Source organism: Paraburkholderia azotifigens (assembly GCF_007995085.1).
Lineage (GTDB): Bacteria > Pseudomonadota > Gammaproteobacteria > Burkholderiales > Burkholderiaceae > Paraburkholderia > Paraburkholderia azotifigens.
In genome coordinates this window covers 647,612-663,056 of the sequence record NZ_VOQS01000001.1, presented here as the reverse complement: position 1 = coordinate 663,056, position 15,445 = coordinate 647,612, and the positions used below count along the sequence as shown (strand labels likewise).

General features: G+C 64.7%; 13 protein-coding genes. 4 read left to right on the top strand and 9 right to left on the bottom strand.

Going from position 1 to position 15,445, the window contains the following annotated elements:
• The first annotated feature begins 84 nt into the window (after nt 1-84).
• Nucleotides 85-819 carry an ABC transporter ATP-binding protein gene (locus FRZ40_RS02935; RefSeq protein WP_231516045.1) on the top strand — a complete coding sequence of 245 codons (735 nt, stop codon included), beginning with the start codon at nt 85-87 and terminating at the stop codon, nt 817-819.
• On the top strand, nt 816-1,622 hold the full coding sequence (locus tag FRZ40_RS02930; protein WP_147233261.1) for an ABC transporter permease: 807 nt from the start codon (nt 816-818) through the stop codon (nt 1,620-1,622). Before FRZ40_RS02935 ends, FRZ40_RS02930 begins: the two co-directional genes overlap by 4 nt.
• Before the next feature lie 84 nt (nt 1,623-1,706).
• Here the strand turns inward: FRZ40_RS02930 and FRZ40_RS02925 are convergent, their stop codons facing one another.
• Nucleotides 1,707-2,267 carry a DUF6013 family protein gene (locus FRZ40_RS02925; RefSeq protein ID WP_028365452.1) on the bottom strand — a complete coding sequence of 187 codons (561 nt, stop codon included), beginning with the start codon at nt 2,265-2,267 and terminating at the stop codon, nt 1,707-1,709.
• 903 nt (nt 2,268-3,170) lie between these two features.
• A complete protein-coding gene (locus FRZ40_RS02920; RefSeq protein WP_147233259.1) occupies nt 3,171-4,187 on the bottom strand; it encodes a zinc-binding alcohol dehydrogenase family protein in 1,017 nt (338 codons plus the stop codon).
• Nucleotides 4,188-4,351: 164 nt separating this feature from the next.
• Here FRZ40_RS02920 and FRZ40_RS02915 point away from each other — a divergent pair, with 164 nt between their 5' ends.
• Nucleotides 4,352-5,308: a LysR family transcriptional regulator gene (locus FRZ40_RS02915; RefSeq protein WP_147233256.1), complete on the top strand. Its 957-nt coding sequence runs from the start codon at nt 4,352-4,354 to the stop codon at nt 5,306-5,308.
• A 36-nt stretch (nt 5,309-5,344) separates the two neighbouring features.
• Here the strand turns inward: FRZ40_RS02915 and FRZ40_RS02910 are convergent, their stop codons facing one another.
• The 4 genes from FRZ40_RS02910 to FRZ40_RS02895 form a co-directional block, all read right to left on the bottom strand.
• Nucleotides 5,345-5,659, bottom strand: coding sequence for a hypothetical protein (locus FRZ40_RS02910; protein ID WP_028365449.1), 315 nt, complete (start codon nt 5,657-5,659; stop codon nt 5,345-5,347).
• A gap of 72 nt (nt 5,660-5,731) precedes the next feature.
• Nucleotides 5,732-8,614: a DNA ligase D gene (gene ligD, locus FRZ40_RS02905; protein ID WP_147233255.1), complete on the bottom strand. Its 2,883-nt coding sequence runs from the start codon at nt 8,612-8,614 to the stop codon at nt 5,732-5,734.
• Between the two features lie 64 nt (nt 8,615-8,678).
• Nucleotides 8,679-9,647 (bottom strand): non-homologous end joining protein Ku, encoded by a 969-nt coding sequence (gene ku / locus FRZ40_RS02900; RefSeq protein WP_147233253.1) that lies wholly within the window; start codon nt 9,645-9,647, stop codon nt 8,679-8,681.
• A 192-nt stretch (nt 9,648-9,839) separates the two neighbouring features.
• Nucleotides 9,840-11,072: a cytochrome P450 gene (locus FRZ40_RS02895; RefSeq protein WP_147233251.1), complete on the bottom strand. Its 1,233-nt coding sequence runs from the start codon at nt 11,070-11,072 to the stop codon at nt 9,840-9,842.
• Nucleotides 11,073-11,259: 187 nt separating this feature from the next.
• On the opposite strand from FRZ40_RS02895, the gene serB reads away from it, so the two are divergent.
• Nucleotides 11,260-12,099, top strand: coding sequence for a phosphoserine phosphatase SerB (gene serB, locus FRZ40_RS02890; RefSeq protein WP_147233250.1), 840 nt, complete (start codon nt 11,260-11,262; stop codon nt 12,097-12,099).
• A gap of 93 nt (nt 12,100-12,192) precedes the next feature.
• Here serB and FRZ40_RS02885 read toward each other — a convergent pair whose 3' ends face one another.
• The 3 genes from FRZ40_RS02885 to bktB form a co-directional block, all read right to left on the bottom strand.
• Entirely contained in the window at nt 12,193-13,377 is a 1,185-nt protein-coding gene (locus FRZ40_RS02885; RefSeq protein WP_147233248.1) for a cystathionine beta-lyase, read from the bottom strand.
• 50 nt (nt 13,378-13,427) lie between these two features.
• A complete protein-coding gene (locus tag FRZ40_RS02880; protein ID WP_147233246.1) occupies nt 13,428-14,042 on the bottom strand; it encodes a hypothetical protein in 615 nt (204 codons plus the stop codon).
• Between the two features lie 122 nt (nt 14,043-14,164).
• Nucleotides 14,165-15,349, bottom strand: a complete 1,185-nt coding sequence (gene bktB, locus FRZ40_RS02875; RefSeq protein WP_028365442.1) for a beta-ketothiolase BktB — start codon at nt 15,347-15,349, stop codon at nt 14,165-14,167.
• Nucleotides 15,350-15,445 lie beyond the last annotated feature (96 nt).

The window sequence follows — 15,445 nt, the reverse complement described above, 5'->3', positions numbered from 1 at the left end:
TGCTTACGTCATTCGTCTGCGCAGCACGTCCTGTGCCCGCGCGCGGTTCGCTATGATGATGCGCTGCGACAGTTTTCCACGACCATGCCCCACAACACGAACATAAACGACGCGCCCCTCGTCGAGGCGCATGACATCGTGCGGCGCGACGCTGCGCGCGGCCAGACACTGCTGCATCCCGCCCGCATCGCCATTCATGCGGGCGAGCGCATCGCGATCACGGGACCGTCGGGTTCGGGCAAAAGCGTCTTCATGCGCGCGCTCGCGCTGCTCGATCCGCTCGATGGCGGCGAAGTGCGCTGGCGCGGAAGGCGGATTGCACGCGCAACGATCCCGCGCTTTCGGCGCCACGTTGCGTATATCCGTCAGCGGCCCGCGCTGCTCGACGGCACCGTCGAAGACAATCTGCGCTACCCGTACACGCTGCACGCATACCGCGACGTGCGCTTCGATCGCGAACGGGCGGCCGCGCTCGCGTCGCAGGCGGGCCGCGCGAACGATTTCCTCGATCGCTTCGCGAGTGAGCTGTCGGGCGGCGAGGCGCAGATCGCCGCGTTGATCCGCGTGCTGCAGCTCGAACCCGACGTGCTGCTGCTCGACGAGCCGACGGCTTCGCTCGATCCCGAATCGGCGCTTGCCATCGAAGGGCTCGTGCGCGCCTGGTTCGATGCCGCGCAAGAGGCGCGCGCGTGGCTCTGGGTCTCGCACGATCCCGCGCAGGCAGCGCGGGTCAACAACCGTCATCTGACGATGCGCGCGGGTGTGCTCGACGGTCCGCACTCCGCTGCGTCGCCGCGCGCCACGGAGAGTCCGCGATGAACCTGCAGAACCTCAGTCTCTGGGACGTCGCGATCGCGGCGCTGCTGATCGTCGTGAATGGCGCGGTGTCGGTGGCGCTGAAGCTCGATCTCGAACGCAAGCTCGCGTGGGCCGCCGTGCGCACCGTCGTCCAGCTGCTGGCGATCGGCTACGTGCTCGCGTGGGTGTTTGCATACAACCGCTGGTATGTGGTGCTGCCGCTGATGATCGTGATGACGCTGATCGCGGGATTCGCGGGCGCGGGACGCGGCACGCGCACCTACGCGGGACAACGTGCCGACAGCATCATGTCGATCTGGGCGAGCGCATGGCTGGTCGCCGCCGTCGGACTGTTCCTCGTCATCCGCATCCGGCCGTGGTACGAGCCGCAATATGCGATTCCCATTCTCGGGATGATTCTCGGCAATACGCTGACGGGCGTGTCGCTCGGGATCGAGCGGATGACGGAGGAACTGACGGCGCGCCGCGACCGCGTCGACATGGCGCTCGCGCTTGGCGCAACACGTTGGGAAGCCGCGCAGGGACCGGCGCGCCAGGCCGTGCGCGCGGGCATGATACCGACGCTCAACCAGATGGCCGTGGTCGGTGTCGTCAGCCTGCCGGGGATGATGACGGGTCAGGTGCTCGCGGGGCAATCGCCCGTGCAGGCCGTGCGCTATCAGATCGTGATCATGTTCCTGATCGCGGCGGCATCGGCGCTCGGCACGGTGGGCGCCGTGCTGCTCACGTACCGGCGGCTGTTTTCGGCGGAGCACCGGTTTCTGGCGTCGCGGCTGGTCGAGCGCAAGCCGGGACGCGACTGACGCCGGCCACGGATTCCCGGCTTATCCGTCCCGCATGCGGCATGTCACCTGGATGGCATGCACGCCGCATGCAACCGATGCGCGTTACCGTTTCGCCGACACCGCGACCTGCGAGCCGTCGCTCAACGTGAGCGTCTTGGTGCTGCCGTTGGTCGGCATCGTGAAGCGCAGCACCTGGCTCACGCTCGTATAGTTTGGACACTTGAGCGACTTGCCGTTGTTCGACACGATCTTGGTGCCTTTGGGCGTCTGTGCCTGGAAGTTCATCTGCACGGTCGCCGTGCCGTCTTTCGCGACGACGGGCGCGAAGCGGATCTGCGTCTGGCGGATCATGGCGCCATTGGGATCGAGGGGCAGCGACGACATATCCGGGCAATCGCTATCGACGGCAACGGGGCCGCCGGGCGGCACGGTTTTCCACGTGAAGTCGTCGGATTCGCCGGAGCGGATGGTGCGCGTTTCCTGCGAGTTGCCGAACTGCTTCGACGTGACCTTGACGGTATAGCGGATGGGCCCGTCGGTGGCTGCCTGCGACGTCACCGTAATCGGCGTTGCCGCGAACGCCGGCAGTGCGACGAACGCAAGTGTTGCGCATGCGAGAGAAGCCACAACAGAAACGGCGGGAAGTTTGACGCTGATGCTCATACTGTCACCTCGTTGTTGGGCAGCTGCGCGCTGCGGTCTTTTTGCATGCTTTTGCATGCTGTTGTGGAAGTCTAACGCTTAGGCGTGGCGCGTGGCGCGGGTGTTTTTCCCTGGTTTTTTTGATTTGGTTTTCGATGGCATCTGGTGTCTTTTGCGGCTACGCTGGCATCCGGAGTCCTTTGCGGCTACGCTGGCATCCGCGAGTTCGTATCGGTGCTTCATGCGTTGCCCCTGTGCGGGGCGGCACCTACTTTCTTTGCCGCCGCAAAGAAAGTAAGCAAAGAAAGCGGGCTCACCCCGCCAATCCTTGTGTTTGCCTGCGGGCCCCCCACGGGTCCCGCACTTCACGCGGCATCGAGCTACTCAATGCCCGTTGCCAGCGCTCCTGGATTCGCATCCCCCACTTCACACTCCCGCGTCACGGACTGCGTTACCAAACGTCCACGGCCGCCCAGGTGGCAAACGGTGTGTAGGCCGTCGCGACGTACGTGCACCACTCCGGACTGAAAAGCCGGATCGGTGTCGTAGGAGCACCAACGCGTAAGGTGCGACAAGCTACACACAGTTTGCCACCTGGGCGGCGCAGACCATTCGCTGCCGCTGGCTGCGCTACGGGTGACTGGAGAGGGTGATGCGCCTGTTAGAGGCGCTGGCAACGGGCATGAAATAGCGCGTTGCCGTGTGGAGTGCGGGACCCGTGGGGGCCCGCAGGCAACAACTAGGATTGGCGGGGTTAGCCCGCTTTCTTTGCTTACTTTCTTTGCGGCGGCAAAGAAAGTAAGTGCCGCCCCGCACAGGGGCAACGCCTGAAGTACCGATATGAAAACGCGGATGCCAGCGCAGCAAAAACCAAAAAGCCAAAAACCAAAAACCAGAATCGCGACTAGCGTCGCAGACAAAAAATCAAAAGCCAGTCAACACCAACTTCCCAATCGCCCGCCCTTCTTCAAGCATCTTGTGCGCGCGCCGCACATTCTCAGCGTTAATCTTGCCGAGACTCTCACCGACAGTAGTCCGCAACGTCCCCGCGTCGACAAGACGCGCCACCTCCGTCAACAGCTTATGCTGCTCGACCATATCGGGCGTCCCGAACATCGACCGCGTGAACATGAACTCCCAATGAAACGCGGCGCTCTTCGCCTTCAACAACTCGACGGGAACGGGAGCTGCATTTTCGACGATCGTCGCAATTCCCCCTTGCGGCTTGATAACAGCAGCCGCCGCCGGAAAATGCCGGTCGGTGTCATTGAACATCAACACATAATCGACCTGCTCGAAACCGATCTCCTTCAACTGCGCAGGCATGTCGCCGAAATGATCGACGATATGATCCGCGCCCAGCTCCTTCGCCCACTTCGCCGATTCGGGCCGCGACGCCGTCGCGATCACCGTCAGCTTCGCGAGCTGCTTCGCAAGCTGGATGCCGATCGAACCCACGCCGCCCGCGCCGCCGATAATCAGCACCGACTTGCCCGCATCCGCGCCCTGCGGCGACACGCCCAGACGGTCGAACAGCGATTCCCAAGCAGTGATCGCCGTCAGCGGCAACGCGGCCGCCTGCGTGAAATCGAGCGACGCCGGCTTCCGGCCGACGATCCGCTCGTCGACGAGATGGAACTCGCTGTTCGCACCCGGCCGCGTGATGCTGCCCGCATAGAACACCGGATCGCCCGCCTTGAACAGCGTCACGTCCGGCCCGACAGCCTCCACGGTCCCCGCTGCGTCCCAACCGAGCACGCGCGGCGTCTTTTCAACGGTGTCCTTCGGCGAGCGGACCTTGTAGTCCACCGGGTTCACGGAAATCGCCTCGACTTTCACGAGTAAGTCGTGACCCGTGGGCCGCGGTTTGTCGATCTCGATGTCGACGAGCGACTCGGGGTTGTCGATGGGAAGGTAACGGGTCAGTCCAACGGCTTTCATGACGGCTCCTGGGTTTGTTTGATGTTTCTGAGCAAGCGGGCGACCGGCGCGGGATCTGATTCACAAGCGCCGCGCCGATCGCGTTGACTCAACTGTAGGAAATTCTTTACGCTGTGAAAACTGGCGTAATAGCTGAAACATCTTCTGGAATTTCCGAATAATCAATGGACACAGTGTCTCATGCAGCATCTGGCGAACGCGACCGCCTCGACCTGCTCGACGTTGCGCTGTTCGTGCGCGCCGCGCTGCTCGCGAACGTATCGGCGGCGGGACGGGAGTTCGGGTTGTCGCCCGCCGTCGCGAGCGCGCGCGTCGCGAACCTGGAAAAACTGCTGGGCGCGCGCCTGCTGCATCGGACGACGCGCCGCGTCAGCCTCACGCAGGAAGGCGAGGTGTTCATGGCACGCGCCGAGACGCTGCTTGACGCGGCGGCCGCCGCGCGTGCGTCCGTCGGGCGCGGACAGGCCGAGCCGCAGGGACGGCTGCGCGTGTCGATGCCGTCGTCGTTCGGGCGCCAGCATGTCTCGCCCGTGATCGCGGCCTTCTTGCGCCGCTATCCGGGCGTGAGCGTCGACCTGCGTCTTACCGACCAGATCGTCGATCTCGTCGATGCAGGCGTCGACGTCGGCATCCGGCTGGGCGCGCTGAAGGATTCGTCGCTGGTCGCGCGGCGGCTCGCGGTCAACCGGCGCGTGATCTGCTGCTCGCCGGCGTACCTCGCCGACCGCGGCGCGCCGCATCATCCGTCCGATCTCGCGCAGCACGAATGCGTGATCCTCGCCGACCAGCGCGACTGGTCGTTCGTCACGCCCGCAGGCCCGCTGAGCGTGCGCGTCGGCGGGCGGCTCGCCACCGACAACGGCGAAGTGATACGCGATGCGCTGCTCGCGGGCTTCGGCATCGCGCTGAAATCGACGTGGGACGTCGCGCCCTATCTGCGCAGCGGCGAACTCGTGACCGTGCTCGACGCGTATCCGCTTGCGGAGACGGTCGCGATCTGGGCGGTGTACCCGTCGCGCGCGTTCGTGCCGCCGAAGACCGTCGCGTTCATCGACTTCCTCGCCGCGCATTTCGGCGATCCGCCGTATTGGGATATCGACGGAAACGCCGGGAAGATCTGACCTTTATGGACGCGGGTTCAAGCTCGCGCGCCTCGCTCAGCGACGCTTGTGGCCCGTTCCCGCGGAATTCTCGTTTGCATGCGCGTCGTTCTGCGTGCGCTCCTGATAGTCGCCGCCGCCGCGCCGGTCGGTATCTTCGAGCCCGTGTTCGAGATCGCTGTGCGCCTGCTTGCCGACGCCGCGCGGCTCATCCTCGTGCTGCGACTCCATGCTTTGATCCGACTCGTGCGGCAAGGGCGCGGCCTGCTCGCCGAACGGACGCTTCAGCACATTCGACTGATCGTTGCCTTCGGGGCGGGTTGCCTTCTCTTCGTGCTCGTCGCCCGTCGCGTGTTGCTGCGATGTCTTCATGATGCCCTCCCTCGTATGCATGCGACGACGCCTGCGCGTCTCGCATGTTGCCCATCAGCCGATGCGCGGCGCTCAATCGTGTTCCGCCGTATCGAGCCTGCGCCGCATCGCGGCCGTGATGCGCTGCTTCGTCTTCGCGAAATCGGCCCACGGATCGCTTTTCATCGCGTCGAGCCGTTCATGCACGTTAGCGATATTCCATTGGTCGCCCGCCGTCGTGCCGGGCACTTCGTCCCATGCGAGCGGTACCGACACGCCCAGCCCGGGACGCGCGCGAAGCGAATAGGCGCAGACGGTGCTCGACCCGCGGTTGTTGCGCAGATAGTCGACGAAAATCTTGCCCTTGCGATTCTGCGCGCCCATCTTCGCGGCGAAGTGCTTCGGCAGCGCGGTCGCCATGTGTTGCGCGACAGCCTGCGAAAAGGCCTTCACCTCATCCCAACCCAGCTGCTTTGCAATCGGCACGACGACGTGCAGTCCCTTGCCGCCGCTCGTCTTGCAGAACGATGCGAGACCGAGTTCGTGAAGCAGTTCGCGCGTGAGTTGCGCCGCCTCGATCATCCGCTTCCAGCCGAGCGCCGGGTCCGGGTCGAGATCGAACACCATGCGGTCGGGCTTTTCGATGTTCGCGGCCACCGCGTTCCACGTATGCAGTTCGATCGTGCCCATCTGCGCCGCGCCGACGAGTGCCCCTTCGCTCTCGATCGTCAGCAGCGGCGGATGATCCGGGTCGAGCCCCGGATGCTGCGTGATGTTCGGGATCGCGAGTTTCTGGCTGTGCTTCTGGAAGAACAGCTCGCCGCCGATATCCTCCGGCGCGCGCACCAGCGCGACAGGCCGGTCCTTCAGAAACGGCAGCATCCACGATGCCACCGACGCGTAGTATTCGGCGAGTTCGAGCTTGCGCACGCCGGTGCTCTTGTCGATCACGCGGTCGGGATGCGAAATGCGCACGCCGGAAACGATCGCCGTGCCCGCCTTGCTGGTGGATTTCGTGGCTGCGCTGTCGGGTGACGCACGGGCGCGCTTCGCCGGGGTCTTCGTCGTCCTGGATTCGGCCTGAACCTCCGCCGTCTTCGACGCGCGCTTTTTTGCCGTCGATGTCTTCGTCTGAGCGGCGCTTGATTCTTCCGTGATGTGCTGCACGTCGGCCCCCTTGCGTGGCGCTTCGTGGACGATCTGCTTCGCGGGTTTGTCGCTGCGCAAGCTGACGAACGACGCCTGCCGCACGATGCCGTCGCCCGTCCATTCCGCGAAATTGCATTCGGCGACGAGTTCCGGCTTCACCCAATGCACGGGCGTGCGGCTTCGTTCGCGCGGCTCGCTCGCGAACGGCATCGTCGCTGTTTCGCGCGCGTCGAGTTGCTTCCTGATCGAGCGAAGTCTGCTTGCGTCGAAACCCGTGCCGACGCGTCCCGCGTATTGCAGCTTGCCCTTCGTGTCGTACACGCCGAGCAGCAGCGCGCCGAACGCTTCGCGGCTGCCCGCCGGCTCCGTATAACCGCCGATCACGAACTCCTGCCGTCGCCGGCACTTGAGCTTGATCCAGGCAGGCGAGCGGCCGGACACATAGAGGCTGTCGCGCCGCTTGCCGATGATGCCTTCGAGCTGCATGTCGCAGGCGCTCTTCAGCAGTTGACCGGCATCGAAGCCAAAGTCCGATGAAAAGCGCAGCATGTCGTCGCCGACGGTTTCGAGCAGCGCGCGCAGGATCGCGCGGCGCTGTTCGAGCGGCACGCTGCGCAGGTCGTAGCCGTTCAGATAGGGCAAGTCGAACAGATACAGCGTGATGTCTTGCGGACGGTTCGCGTCGAATGCGTTTTGCAGCGACTGGAAACTCGGCACGCCGTTGCTGTCCAGCACCACGGCTTCGCCATCGAGCCACGCGCTGTCGACGCCGACCTTCGCGATCGTCTTCACCTGCTTGCTGAACTTCGCGCTCCAGTCGTTGCCCGCGCGCGTGAATATCTTTACCGGCTCTTTCGACGTGCGATCGATACGCGCCAGCACACGATAACCGTCGAACTTGATCTCGTAGAGCCAGTCGTCGCTGGCGGGCGCGCTGTCGACGAGCGTCGCCAGTTGCGGCTTGAGCGCGGCGGGCAGCTTCGCCTCGACGGCGCCTTCGATCGACGGATGCTGCGCCAGTTCACGCAGCGATTGCGCGTTGCGCGTTGCGACGATATCGGGACGGTCGTCAGGCGTGCCTTTGGCTTTACGCGACGACGCCGCCTTCGACGCCTTGATCGACGCGTTCGCCCGCTCCTCTTTCGTCCTGCCTGCTACCGCTTTGCCCGCGCCCTTTGCACCATCGGCACCATCCGCACCATCGGCACCGCCGCGCGCGCCCGGCGCATCGGACAGCACGCTGCCCTGGCGCTGTTCGAGCACGTCGAAGTCGGCTTCGCTTCGCGCTTCGTCGTCGCGCTCCTTGATGAGCAGCCATTGCTCCTTGTCACCGCTGCCGCGCATATGGCTGCGCACGAGCGTCCAGCCGCCGTGCAGCTTGTGTCCGTTCAGATGGAATTTGAGCTTGCCCGCTGCGTATGCGTCGCGTGCGCCCGCTTCGCCGCCCACGGGTTCCCACGTGCCGCGATCCCAGACGATCACCGAACCCGCGCCGTAATTGCCCTCGGGTATGTCGCCTTCGAACGAGCCGTATTCGATCGGGTGATCCTCGACATGCACGGCGAGCCGCTTGACGGACGGATCGAGACTCGGACCTTTCGGCACGGCCCAGGACTTCAGCGTGCCGTCGAGTTCGAGACGGAAGTCGTAGTGCAGGCGTCGCGCGTCGTGTTCCTGGATCACGAACGACAGCTCGTGCTGCCGCGCCGTCTTTCTCGCCGGTCTCTTCGCAGCCCGCGCGCGCCTCGCGCGTTCGGCGGCACCCGACGGCTCCGGCGTTTCATTGAAGCGGCGCTTGCGATGATAGGTCTCGAGCTTGTCGGTCATGATCGATATGCGCTTCCTGTTGCCTGGCAAGCGGCGCGGCAGCCGTCGGCGGCGCGATCCGCCGTCACGCCGCGCGACGTTTGCGCGCAGCCCCGGCCGTGCTCTTGCGCGCGGCCGTTGCTGTCGAGCGTCGCGTGGTCTTCTTCGCCGCCGCGCGCGGTTTTGCGGGTGCGGCTTCCGCTTCCTCTGCGTCGGCGTCGTCGCGCGCCGCTGCGCGCGCCGCAGGCTTGCCCTTGCCACGGCGCCCGAGGCTGCGCTTGAGCAGATCGGACAAGTCGAGAATATCCGCAGAAGGACGCGCTTCGCGCGGCGTTTCGATATCCATCACCTCTTCCGTCATGCCCGCCTGCACCTTCTTGTCGACGAGCGCGAGGATGTCGTCGCGGAACGTATCCTTGTAGTCGGCGGGATTCCACTTGTCGCTCATGTCGCCGATCAGCTTTTTCGCCATCTCCAGCTCGCGCGCCGTGACGCCGGACTTCTTCGCGCTTTCGTCGGGCAGCTTGAACTCGTCGAATGGACGCACCTCCGCCGCCCAGCGCAGTGTGTTGAGCGCGAGCATCGGCCCGACGGGAATCAGCGCGGCCAGATGCTGCCTGTTGTGCATCACGACGTTCGCAACGCCGATCTTGCCCGTCGCCTTCATCGCGTCGCGCAGCAACGCATAGACCTTCTCGCCCTTGCGGTCGGGCGTCAGGTAGTACGGCGTGTCGAGATAGAGAAACGGAATCTCGGGCGCTTCGACGAACGCGATGATGTCGACCGTCTGCGTCGATTCGGGATTCGCAGCGCGAATCTCCTCATCCGTCAGCACGACGTATTTGTCCTTCTCGTACTCGTAGCCGCGCACGATGTTCTCGCGCGTCACTTCCTTGCCCGTGCGCTTGTTGATCTGCCGATAACCGATGGGATCGATCGAGCGTTTGTCGAGCAGATTGAAGCCGACTTTCTCCGACTTCGTCGCCGGATAAAGTTGTACGGGCACATGGACGAGACCGAAGCTGATCGCGCCTTTCCAGATCATGTGAGCCATCGCGCGCTCCCGGAAGTTGAACTCCATGCAAAGCAGCAAGCGTGCCCAGCACCCGGGCACGCCGCCATGCACGCTGCCGATGCAAGGTCGCGCGGCACGGCGCAATCTCGCTGTAAGACTTGCCTCCATACGGAAAAAGCTACGGACGCCGGAGCATCGACACGCGCTTTATTCAGCCGCTCATTCAGCCGCTCATTCGACGGCGCACGGCACCGCCGCATAGCCGCGAAACCGGACGCGTCCGCCGCGCGTCGGCTCGCCGCTGATCCGATACGACGGAAAACGCTGCACAAAGCGGCCGATCGCGATCCGCGCTTCGAGCCGCGCAAGCGACAGGCCCGCGCACTGATGAATGCCGAAGCCGAACGCGAGATGCCGGTTCGGCGTGCGGCGGATATCGAAGCGGTCGGGATCGGCGAACTGCGCGGGATCGCGGTTCGCCGCGCCGATGCACAGCGTGACGGGCGTGCCCGCCGTCACCGGCATGCCGCCGATCTCGGTATCGAGCATCGTCATCCGGTTGCCGAGCTGGTTCGAACTCTCGAAACGCAGACATTCCTCGATCGCGCTGTCGATCAGTTCCGGCTCGCGCAGCAAGGCAGCACGTTCGTCCGTCCAGACGCTCAGCGTGACGAGGCCGTTGCCGATCAGATTGGTCGTCGTTTCGTGACCGGCGTTCAGGATGAAGATGCAGTTCTGCAGCAGTTCGACCTCGGACAACTGCTCGCCGCCCGCCTCGCCCTCGATCAGACGCGTCAGCACATCATGCTGCGGGTCGCCCGGCGCCGCGCGGCGTCGCGCGACGAGATCCTTCAGATACGCCACGAACTCCGTCACCGCGCGGTTGCCGCGCTCGTGCTGCGCCGGCGTGAGCGAAGGCTCGAGCGCGCCGAGAATCGCGAGCGACCAGTCGCGCAAGGGTTCGCGTTCGTCGTGCGGCACGTCGAGCAGGTTACCGATCACTTCGACGGGAATCGCCGCCGCGAAATCGCCGATCAGGTCGATCTCGCGGCAGTCCGCGGCACGATCGAGCAGGCCGTCGACCAGACGTACGAGCCCGCTTTCCATCGCGGCGATCGCACGCGCCGTCAGCGCACCCGCGATCAGCTTGCGCACGCGCGTGTGCAGCGGCGGATCGTTGAACACGAGACTTGTCGTGTGATGCTCGAAGAGCGGTGTTGCGCCGTATTTCGGCGCGAATTCGACTTTCTTGTCTGAACTGAATGTCTTCGGATCGCGATAGACAGCCTGCACGTCCCGATAGCGCGTGAGAAAAAGCGATCCGTCCGGCATGCGCTTGACGGGCTCGTGCGTGCGCAGCGCGTGATAGACGGGATACGGGTCCGCGTGAAACGACGCATCGAGATGCCGCAAGTCGAAATCGCGGGCGATGCCGGCATCGCGGGACGGGTTCGACGGGTTCATGAGTGTCTCCAGTTTTGTCTTCGCCGGTGATGTGGCTGGTTATCCATGAGTCAGGCGGATTGTTTTGAGCCGTCAGTATGAAGCATGCGGTCGCGCGTTTCAGACCGTGCGGGTGGCATGCGCCGAACCGTTACAATAGCCGGATTTCCCGTGCCGTCCTGACTGGCTGCCCACTTCCCGCGTCGACATGAATCTCGTCATCCAAAGCCTCACCCCGATTGCCGCCGAACACCACAAGCCGCTGCTCGCGCTGTCGCGCGGCGCGACGCTTTCCGCGATCGATCCGTGCGCCGTGCGCATCGAAAGCGCCGCCATCGGGCAGCGCCCCGACCTCGACGTCTACTGCGGCACGCACGAACTCGACTACGCATTCGTCGAACCGGCCCGTCGGCTGACGGACTTCGGCCTCGTCGCGATGGACATGGATTCGACGCTGATCACGATCGAATGTATCGACGAGATCGCGGATTTCTGCGGGCTGAAGGCTGAAGTGGCGGCCATCACGGAAGCGGCGATGCGCGGCGAGATCAAGGATTTCAACGAGAGCCTCACGCGCCGCGTCGCACTGCTGAAGGGGCTGGATGCGAGCGCGCTTGAAAAGGTCTATGAGCAGCGCCTGCAGCTGTCGCCGGGCGCCGAGACGATGCTGGCGGGCGCAAAGGCGGCGGGCATGAAGACGCTGCTGGTGTCGGGCGGCTTCACGTTCTTCACCGAAAAACTTCAGGCGCGTCTCGGCCTCGATTTCACGCGCGCGAACACGCTGGAGATCGTCGACGGCAAGCTGACGGGGCGTGTGCTCGGCGAGATCGTCAACGCCGACGTGAAGGCGCGCACGCTGCGCGAAGCGTGCGACAAGCTCGGCATCGAACCCACGCGCGCGATCGCATTGGGCGACGGCTCGAACGATCTGAAGATGATGGCGGCGGCAGGTCTGTCCGTCGCATTCCGCGCGAAGCCCGTGGTGCGCGAAGCGGCCAGCGTCGCGTTCAATCATGTCGGGCTCGACGGATTGCTGCGGCTGTTCTGAACCGTTTGCCCGACGGCACGATTTGAAAAACAAAAAGCCCGCTCGAATCCCGAGCGGGCTTTTTGTCGTGTGGCTCGATGAAGCGCTACAGGATCAACCCAGCGCGACGAGGCAACGCTCGATGTCCTTGCGCAGATCCCCTTCGTCTTCGAGACCGACGTAGAAGCGCACCAGCGTGCCGCGATGCGGCCATTGCGATTCGGTGCGCATCGACGCGACGTTGTACGGCATCGCGAGACTTTGCGCGCCGCCCCAGCTCCAGCCGAGCGAAAACAGTTCCAGCGATTCGCAGAACCTGTCGATCTGCTCCGGCGTATAACGCGCGTCGAACACGACCGAAAAGAGCCCGCCCGCGCCCGTGAAGTCGCGCTGATAGAACGCGTGCCCCGGACAGTCGGGCAGCGCCGGATGCAGCACGGCGGCGATTTCGGAACGCGTCTTCAGCCACTTCGCGAGTTCGAGTGCGCTCTTCGTGTGCTGCTCGAAACGCACTTTCATCGACGGCAGGCTGCGCAGGATCAGCGAGCAATCGTCTGACGACACGCCAATGCCCATACGCATGCGCGCGAGCTTCAGCTTCAGATGCAGTTCCTTGTCGACCGTGATGGTCGCGCCCATCAGCACGTCGCTGCCGCCCGACTGATACTTCGTGAGCGCCTGCATCGAAATGTCGACGCCGTGATCGAACGGCCGGAACGCGAGCCCCGCCGACCACGTGTTGTCGATCGCCGTGACGACGCCGCGCGCGCGGGCGACGTTCGTGATGGCCGGAATGTCCGACACTTCCATCGTCACCGAGCCGGGCGCTTCGAGCCAGATCAGCTTCGTGTTCGGCTGGATCAGATCGGCGATGCCCGCGCCGATCATCGGATCGTAATAGCGCGCGGTGATGCCGAAGTCCTTCGCGAGCCATTCCGCGTGATCGCGGTTCGGCGAGTACACGTTGTCGGGGATCAGCACGTCGTCGCCCGATTTCACGAGGCCGAAGTAGACGTTCGAAATCGACGAGAGGCCCGAAGGCTGCAACAGCGCATGATTGCCGCCTTCGAGCGCGGCGAGCCGCTGCGCAAGCGCGATCGACGTCGGCGTCGCGTGCAGGCCGTAGCGCCATTGCGCGTCGTTCTTCCAGTCGAGCGCGCGCATCGCGGCGAGGTCCGGAAAGACGACCGTCGATGCGCGCGCCACGGGCACCGAAAACGATTCCCAACCGTGCGTGATCTGATCGTCCGGTTGAACGATGCGAGTCTGCAAGCCGTGCTTCGGAGTCTTTTGAGTCATGGTCAGAGAAAGTTGGATTCGTCAGTGATACGCGTGGCGCTTGTTAGTTCTTATTCGCCGATGGTCAGATTGCTCACGCCGTTGACGGCCTGGCCGCGCGACTGGGCGGGCTGTGGTGCCGAAGCTTGTGCCGGGGATTGTGCCTGAGCAGGCGCAACCTTACCCGTCGCGACGGGCGCCTTCTGTCCCGCAGCGACCGGCCGCAACGAGAACTCCAGCGGCTCCGAGTCGTCGACGTTCATCCGCTCGCCTTCGAGCGAACCGTCGGCGGCAAATTTGCCGACCCAGTTGCCCGTGATATGCGTGCCGTCGTTCGACTCTTCGACTTCGAGCGTGTCGCCGTCGCGGTCGCCCGCGATCAGGATCACTTCGCCCGTGTCTGCGTACTGATATTCGCCGTGGACCCCGCCTGCATCGTCGCGACCGGTTTTCGCGCCGAGGCGCAGCACGATCTGCCGCTTGCCGAGCGTGCCAGCGTATTGCGGAAACTTCGCGAACTCGGGGCTGGGCTTCAGCGGCAACTGGATTGCCGGCGGTGCCGCGAGTTGCTTGACGGCATCGCTTTGCGCATGCGCCGCGCCTGGCAGCGCGAGCGTGACGGTCAATGCCGCAGCCGCGATCATCGCGGACCACGACGCCCTGTGGTTCGACCTTCTTTCCTGCATCCGTGTGTTCCTTTCAACCGGCTTGATGACGTGCGCGACGTCGAAAACCCCATTCGACCGGTTATACCGCAAGTTTGTTCGAAGACGGGACGGCGCGGCAGCCGCCGTCCCGGGCGAGCGGATCAGATCCGCTCGAAGATGGCGGCGATGCCCTGCCCGCCGCCGATGCACATCGTCACGAGCGCGTAGCGGCCGCCGATGCGCTGCAGTTCGTACAGCGCCTTCACGGTAATCAGCGCGCCCGTCGCGCCGATCGGATGGCCGAGCGAAATGCCCGAGCCGTTCGGGTTCACCTTCGCGGGATCGAGGCCGAGTTCCTTGCTGACCGCGCAGGCCTGCGCCGCGAACGCCTCGTTCGCCTCGATCACATCGAGATCGCCGACGGTCAGCCCGGCGCGTTCGAGCGCCTTCTGCGTAGCGGGCACGGGACCGATACCCATGTAGTTCGGATCGACGCCCGCATGCGCGTACGCGACCAGCCGGCCGAGCGGCTTCGCGCCGCGCTTCTCGGCGACGCTGCGCTCCATCAGCACGACCGCTGCCGCGGCGTCGTTGATGCCCGACGCGTTGCCCGCCGTCACCGTGCCGTTTTCCTTCGCGAACACGGGTTTCAGCTTCGAGAAATCGTCGGTGCTTGCGTTCAGGCGCACGTGCTCGTCCGTGTCGAACACGGTGTCGCCCTTCTTCGACGCAATCGTGATCGGGAGAATCTGTTCCTTGAAGTAGCCGGCTTCGATCGCCTTCGCCGCGCGGCGGTGCGATTCGAGTGCGAGTGCGTCCTGGGCGTCGCGCGAGATGTCATACTTTTTCGCGACGTTTTCGGCCGTCACACCCATGTGGATCGACTGAAACGGATCGTGCAGCGCGCCGAGCATCATGTCGACGATGCTCGCGTTGCCCATGCGCTGGCCGAAGCGCGCCGACGGCATGATGTACGGCGCGCGGCTCATGCTTTCCGCACCGCCGCCGATGGCGACGTCGGCATCGCCGAGCAGCACGGACTGCGCCGCCGATACGATCGCCTGCAGGCCCGAGCCGCACAGGCGGTTCACCGTCAGCGCGGGCGCGTGCTGCGCGACGCCGCCGTTGATTGCCGCGACGCGCGCGAGGTACATGTCCTTCGGTTCCGTGTGGATCACGTTGCCGAACACGACATGGCCGACTTCGTCGCCCGCCACGTTCGCACGCGACAACGCCTCGCGCACCACGCGCGCGCCGAGATCCGTCGGCGCGAAATCTTTCAGGCTGCCGCCGAAGTCGCCGATTGCCGTGCGCACGCCGCTCACTACCACCACTTCACGTTGCATCGCTTGCTCCTCTCATTGGTCTCAGTGGGATCTCTTCTGGATGGCACGCGCCGCGTGGGCGCGGTGCGCGATCTCGTCTTCGAACATACCGGAGTT

What these genes read in the sequence shown, in the direction of transcription:
- FRZ40_RS02935 (WP_231516045.1), top strand. Translation starts at nt 85, where the DNA reads ATGCCCCACAACACGAACATAAACGACGCGCCCCTCGTCGAGGCGCAT.
- FRZ40_RS02930 (WP_147233261.1), top strand. Translation starts at nt 816, where the DNA reads ATGAACCTGCAGAACCTCAGTCTCTGGGACGTCGCGATCGCGGCGCTG.
- FRZ40_RS02925 (WP_028365452.1), bottom strand. Translation starts at nt 2,267, where the DNA reads ATGAGCATCAGCGTCAAACTTCCCGCCGTTTCTGTTGTGGCTTCTCTC.
- FRZ40_RS02920 (WP_147233259.1), bottom strand. Translation starts at nt 4,187, where the DNA reads ATGAAAGCCGTTGGACTGACCCGTTACCTTCCCATCGACAACCCCGAG.
- FRZ40_RS02915 (WP_147233256.1), top strand. Translation starts at nt 4,352, where the DNA reads ATGGACACAGTGTCTCATGCAGCATCTGGCGAACGCGACCGCCTCGAC.
- FRZ40_RS02910 (WP_028365449.1), bottom strand. Translation starts at nt 5,659, where the DNA reads ATGAAGACATCGCAGCAACACGCGACGGGCGACGAGCACGAAGAGAAG.
- ligD (WP_147233255.1), bottom strand. Translation starts at nt 8,614, where the DNA reads ATGACCGACAAGCTCGAGACCTATCATCGCAAGCGCCGCTTCAATGAA.
- ku (WP_147233253.1), bottom strand. Translation starts at nt 9,647, where the DNA reads ATGGCTCACATGATCTGGAAAGGCGCGATCAGCTTCGGTCTCGTCCAT.
- FRZ40_RS02895 (WP_147233251.1), bottom strand. Translation starts at nt 11,072, where the DNA reads ATGAACCCGTCGAACCCGTCCCGCGATGCCGGCATCGCCCGCGATTTC.
- serB (WP_147233250.1), top strand. Translation starts at nt 11,260, where the DNA reads ATGAATCTCGTCATCCAAAGCCTCACCCCGATTGCCGCCGAACACCAC.
- FRZ40_RS02885 (WP_147233248.1), bottom strand. Translation starts at nt 13,377, where the DNA reads ATGACTCAAAAGACTCCGAAGCACGGCTTGCAGACTCGCATCGTTCAA.
- FRZ40_RS02880 (WP_147233246.1), bottom strand. Translation starts at nt 14,042, where the DNA reads ATGCAGGAAAGAAGGTCGAACCACAGGGCGTCGTGGTCCGCGATGATC.
- bktB (WP_028365442.1), bottom strand. Translation starts at nt 15,349, where the DNA reads ATGCAACGTGAAGTGGTGGTAGTGAGCGGCGTGCGCACGGCAATCGGC.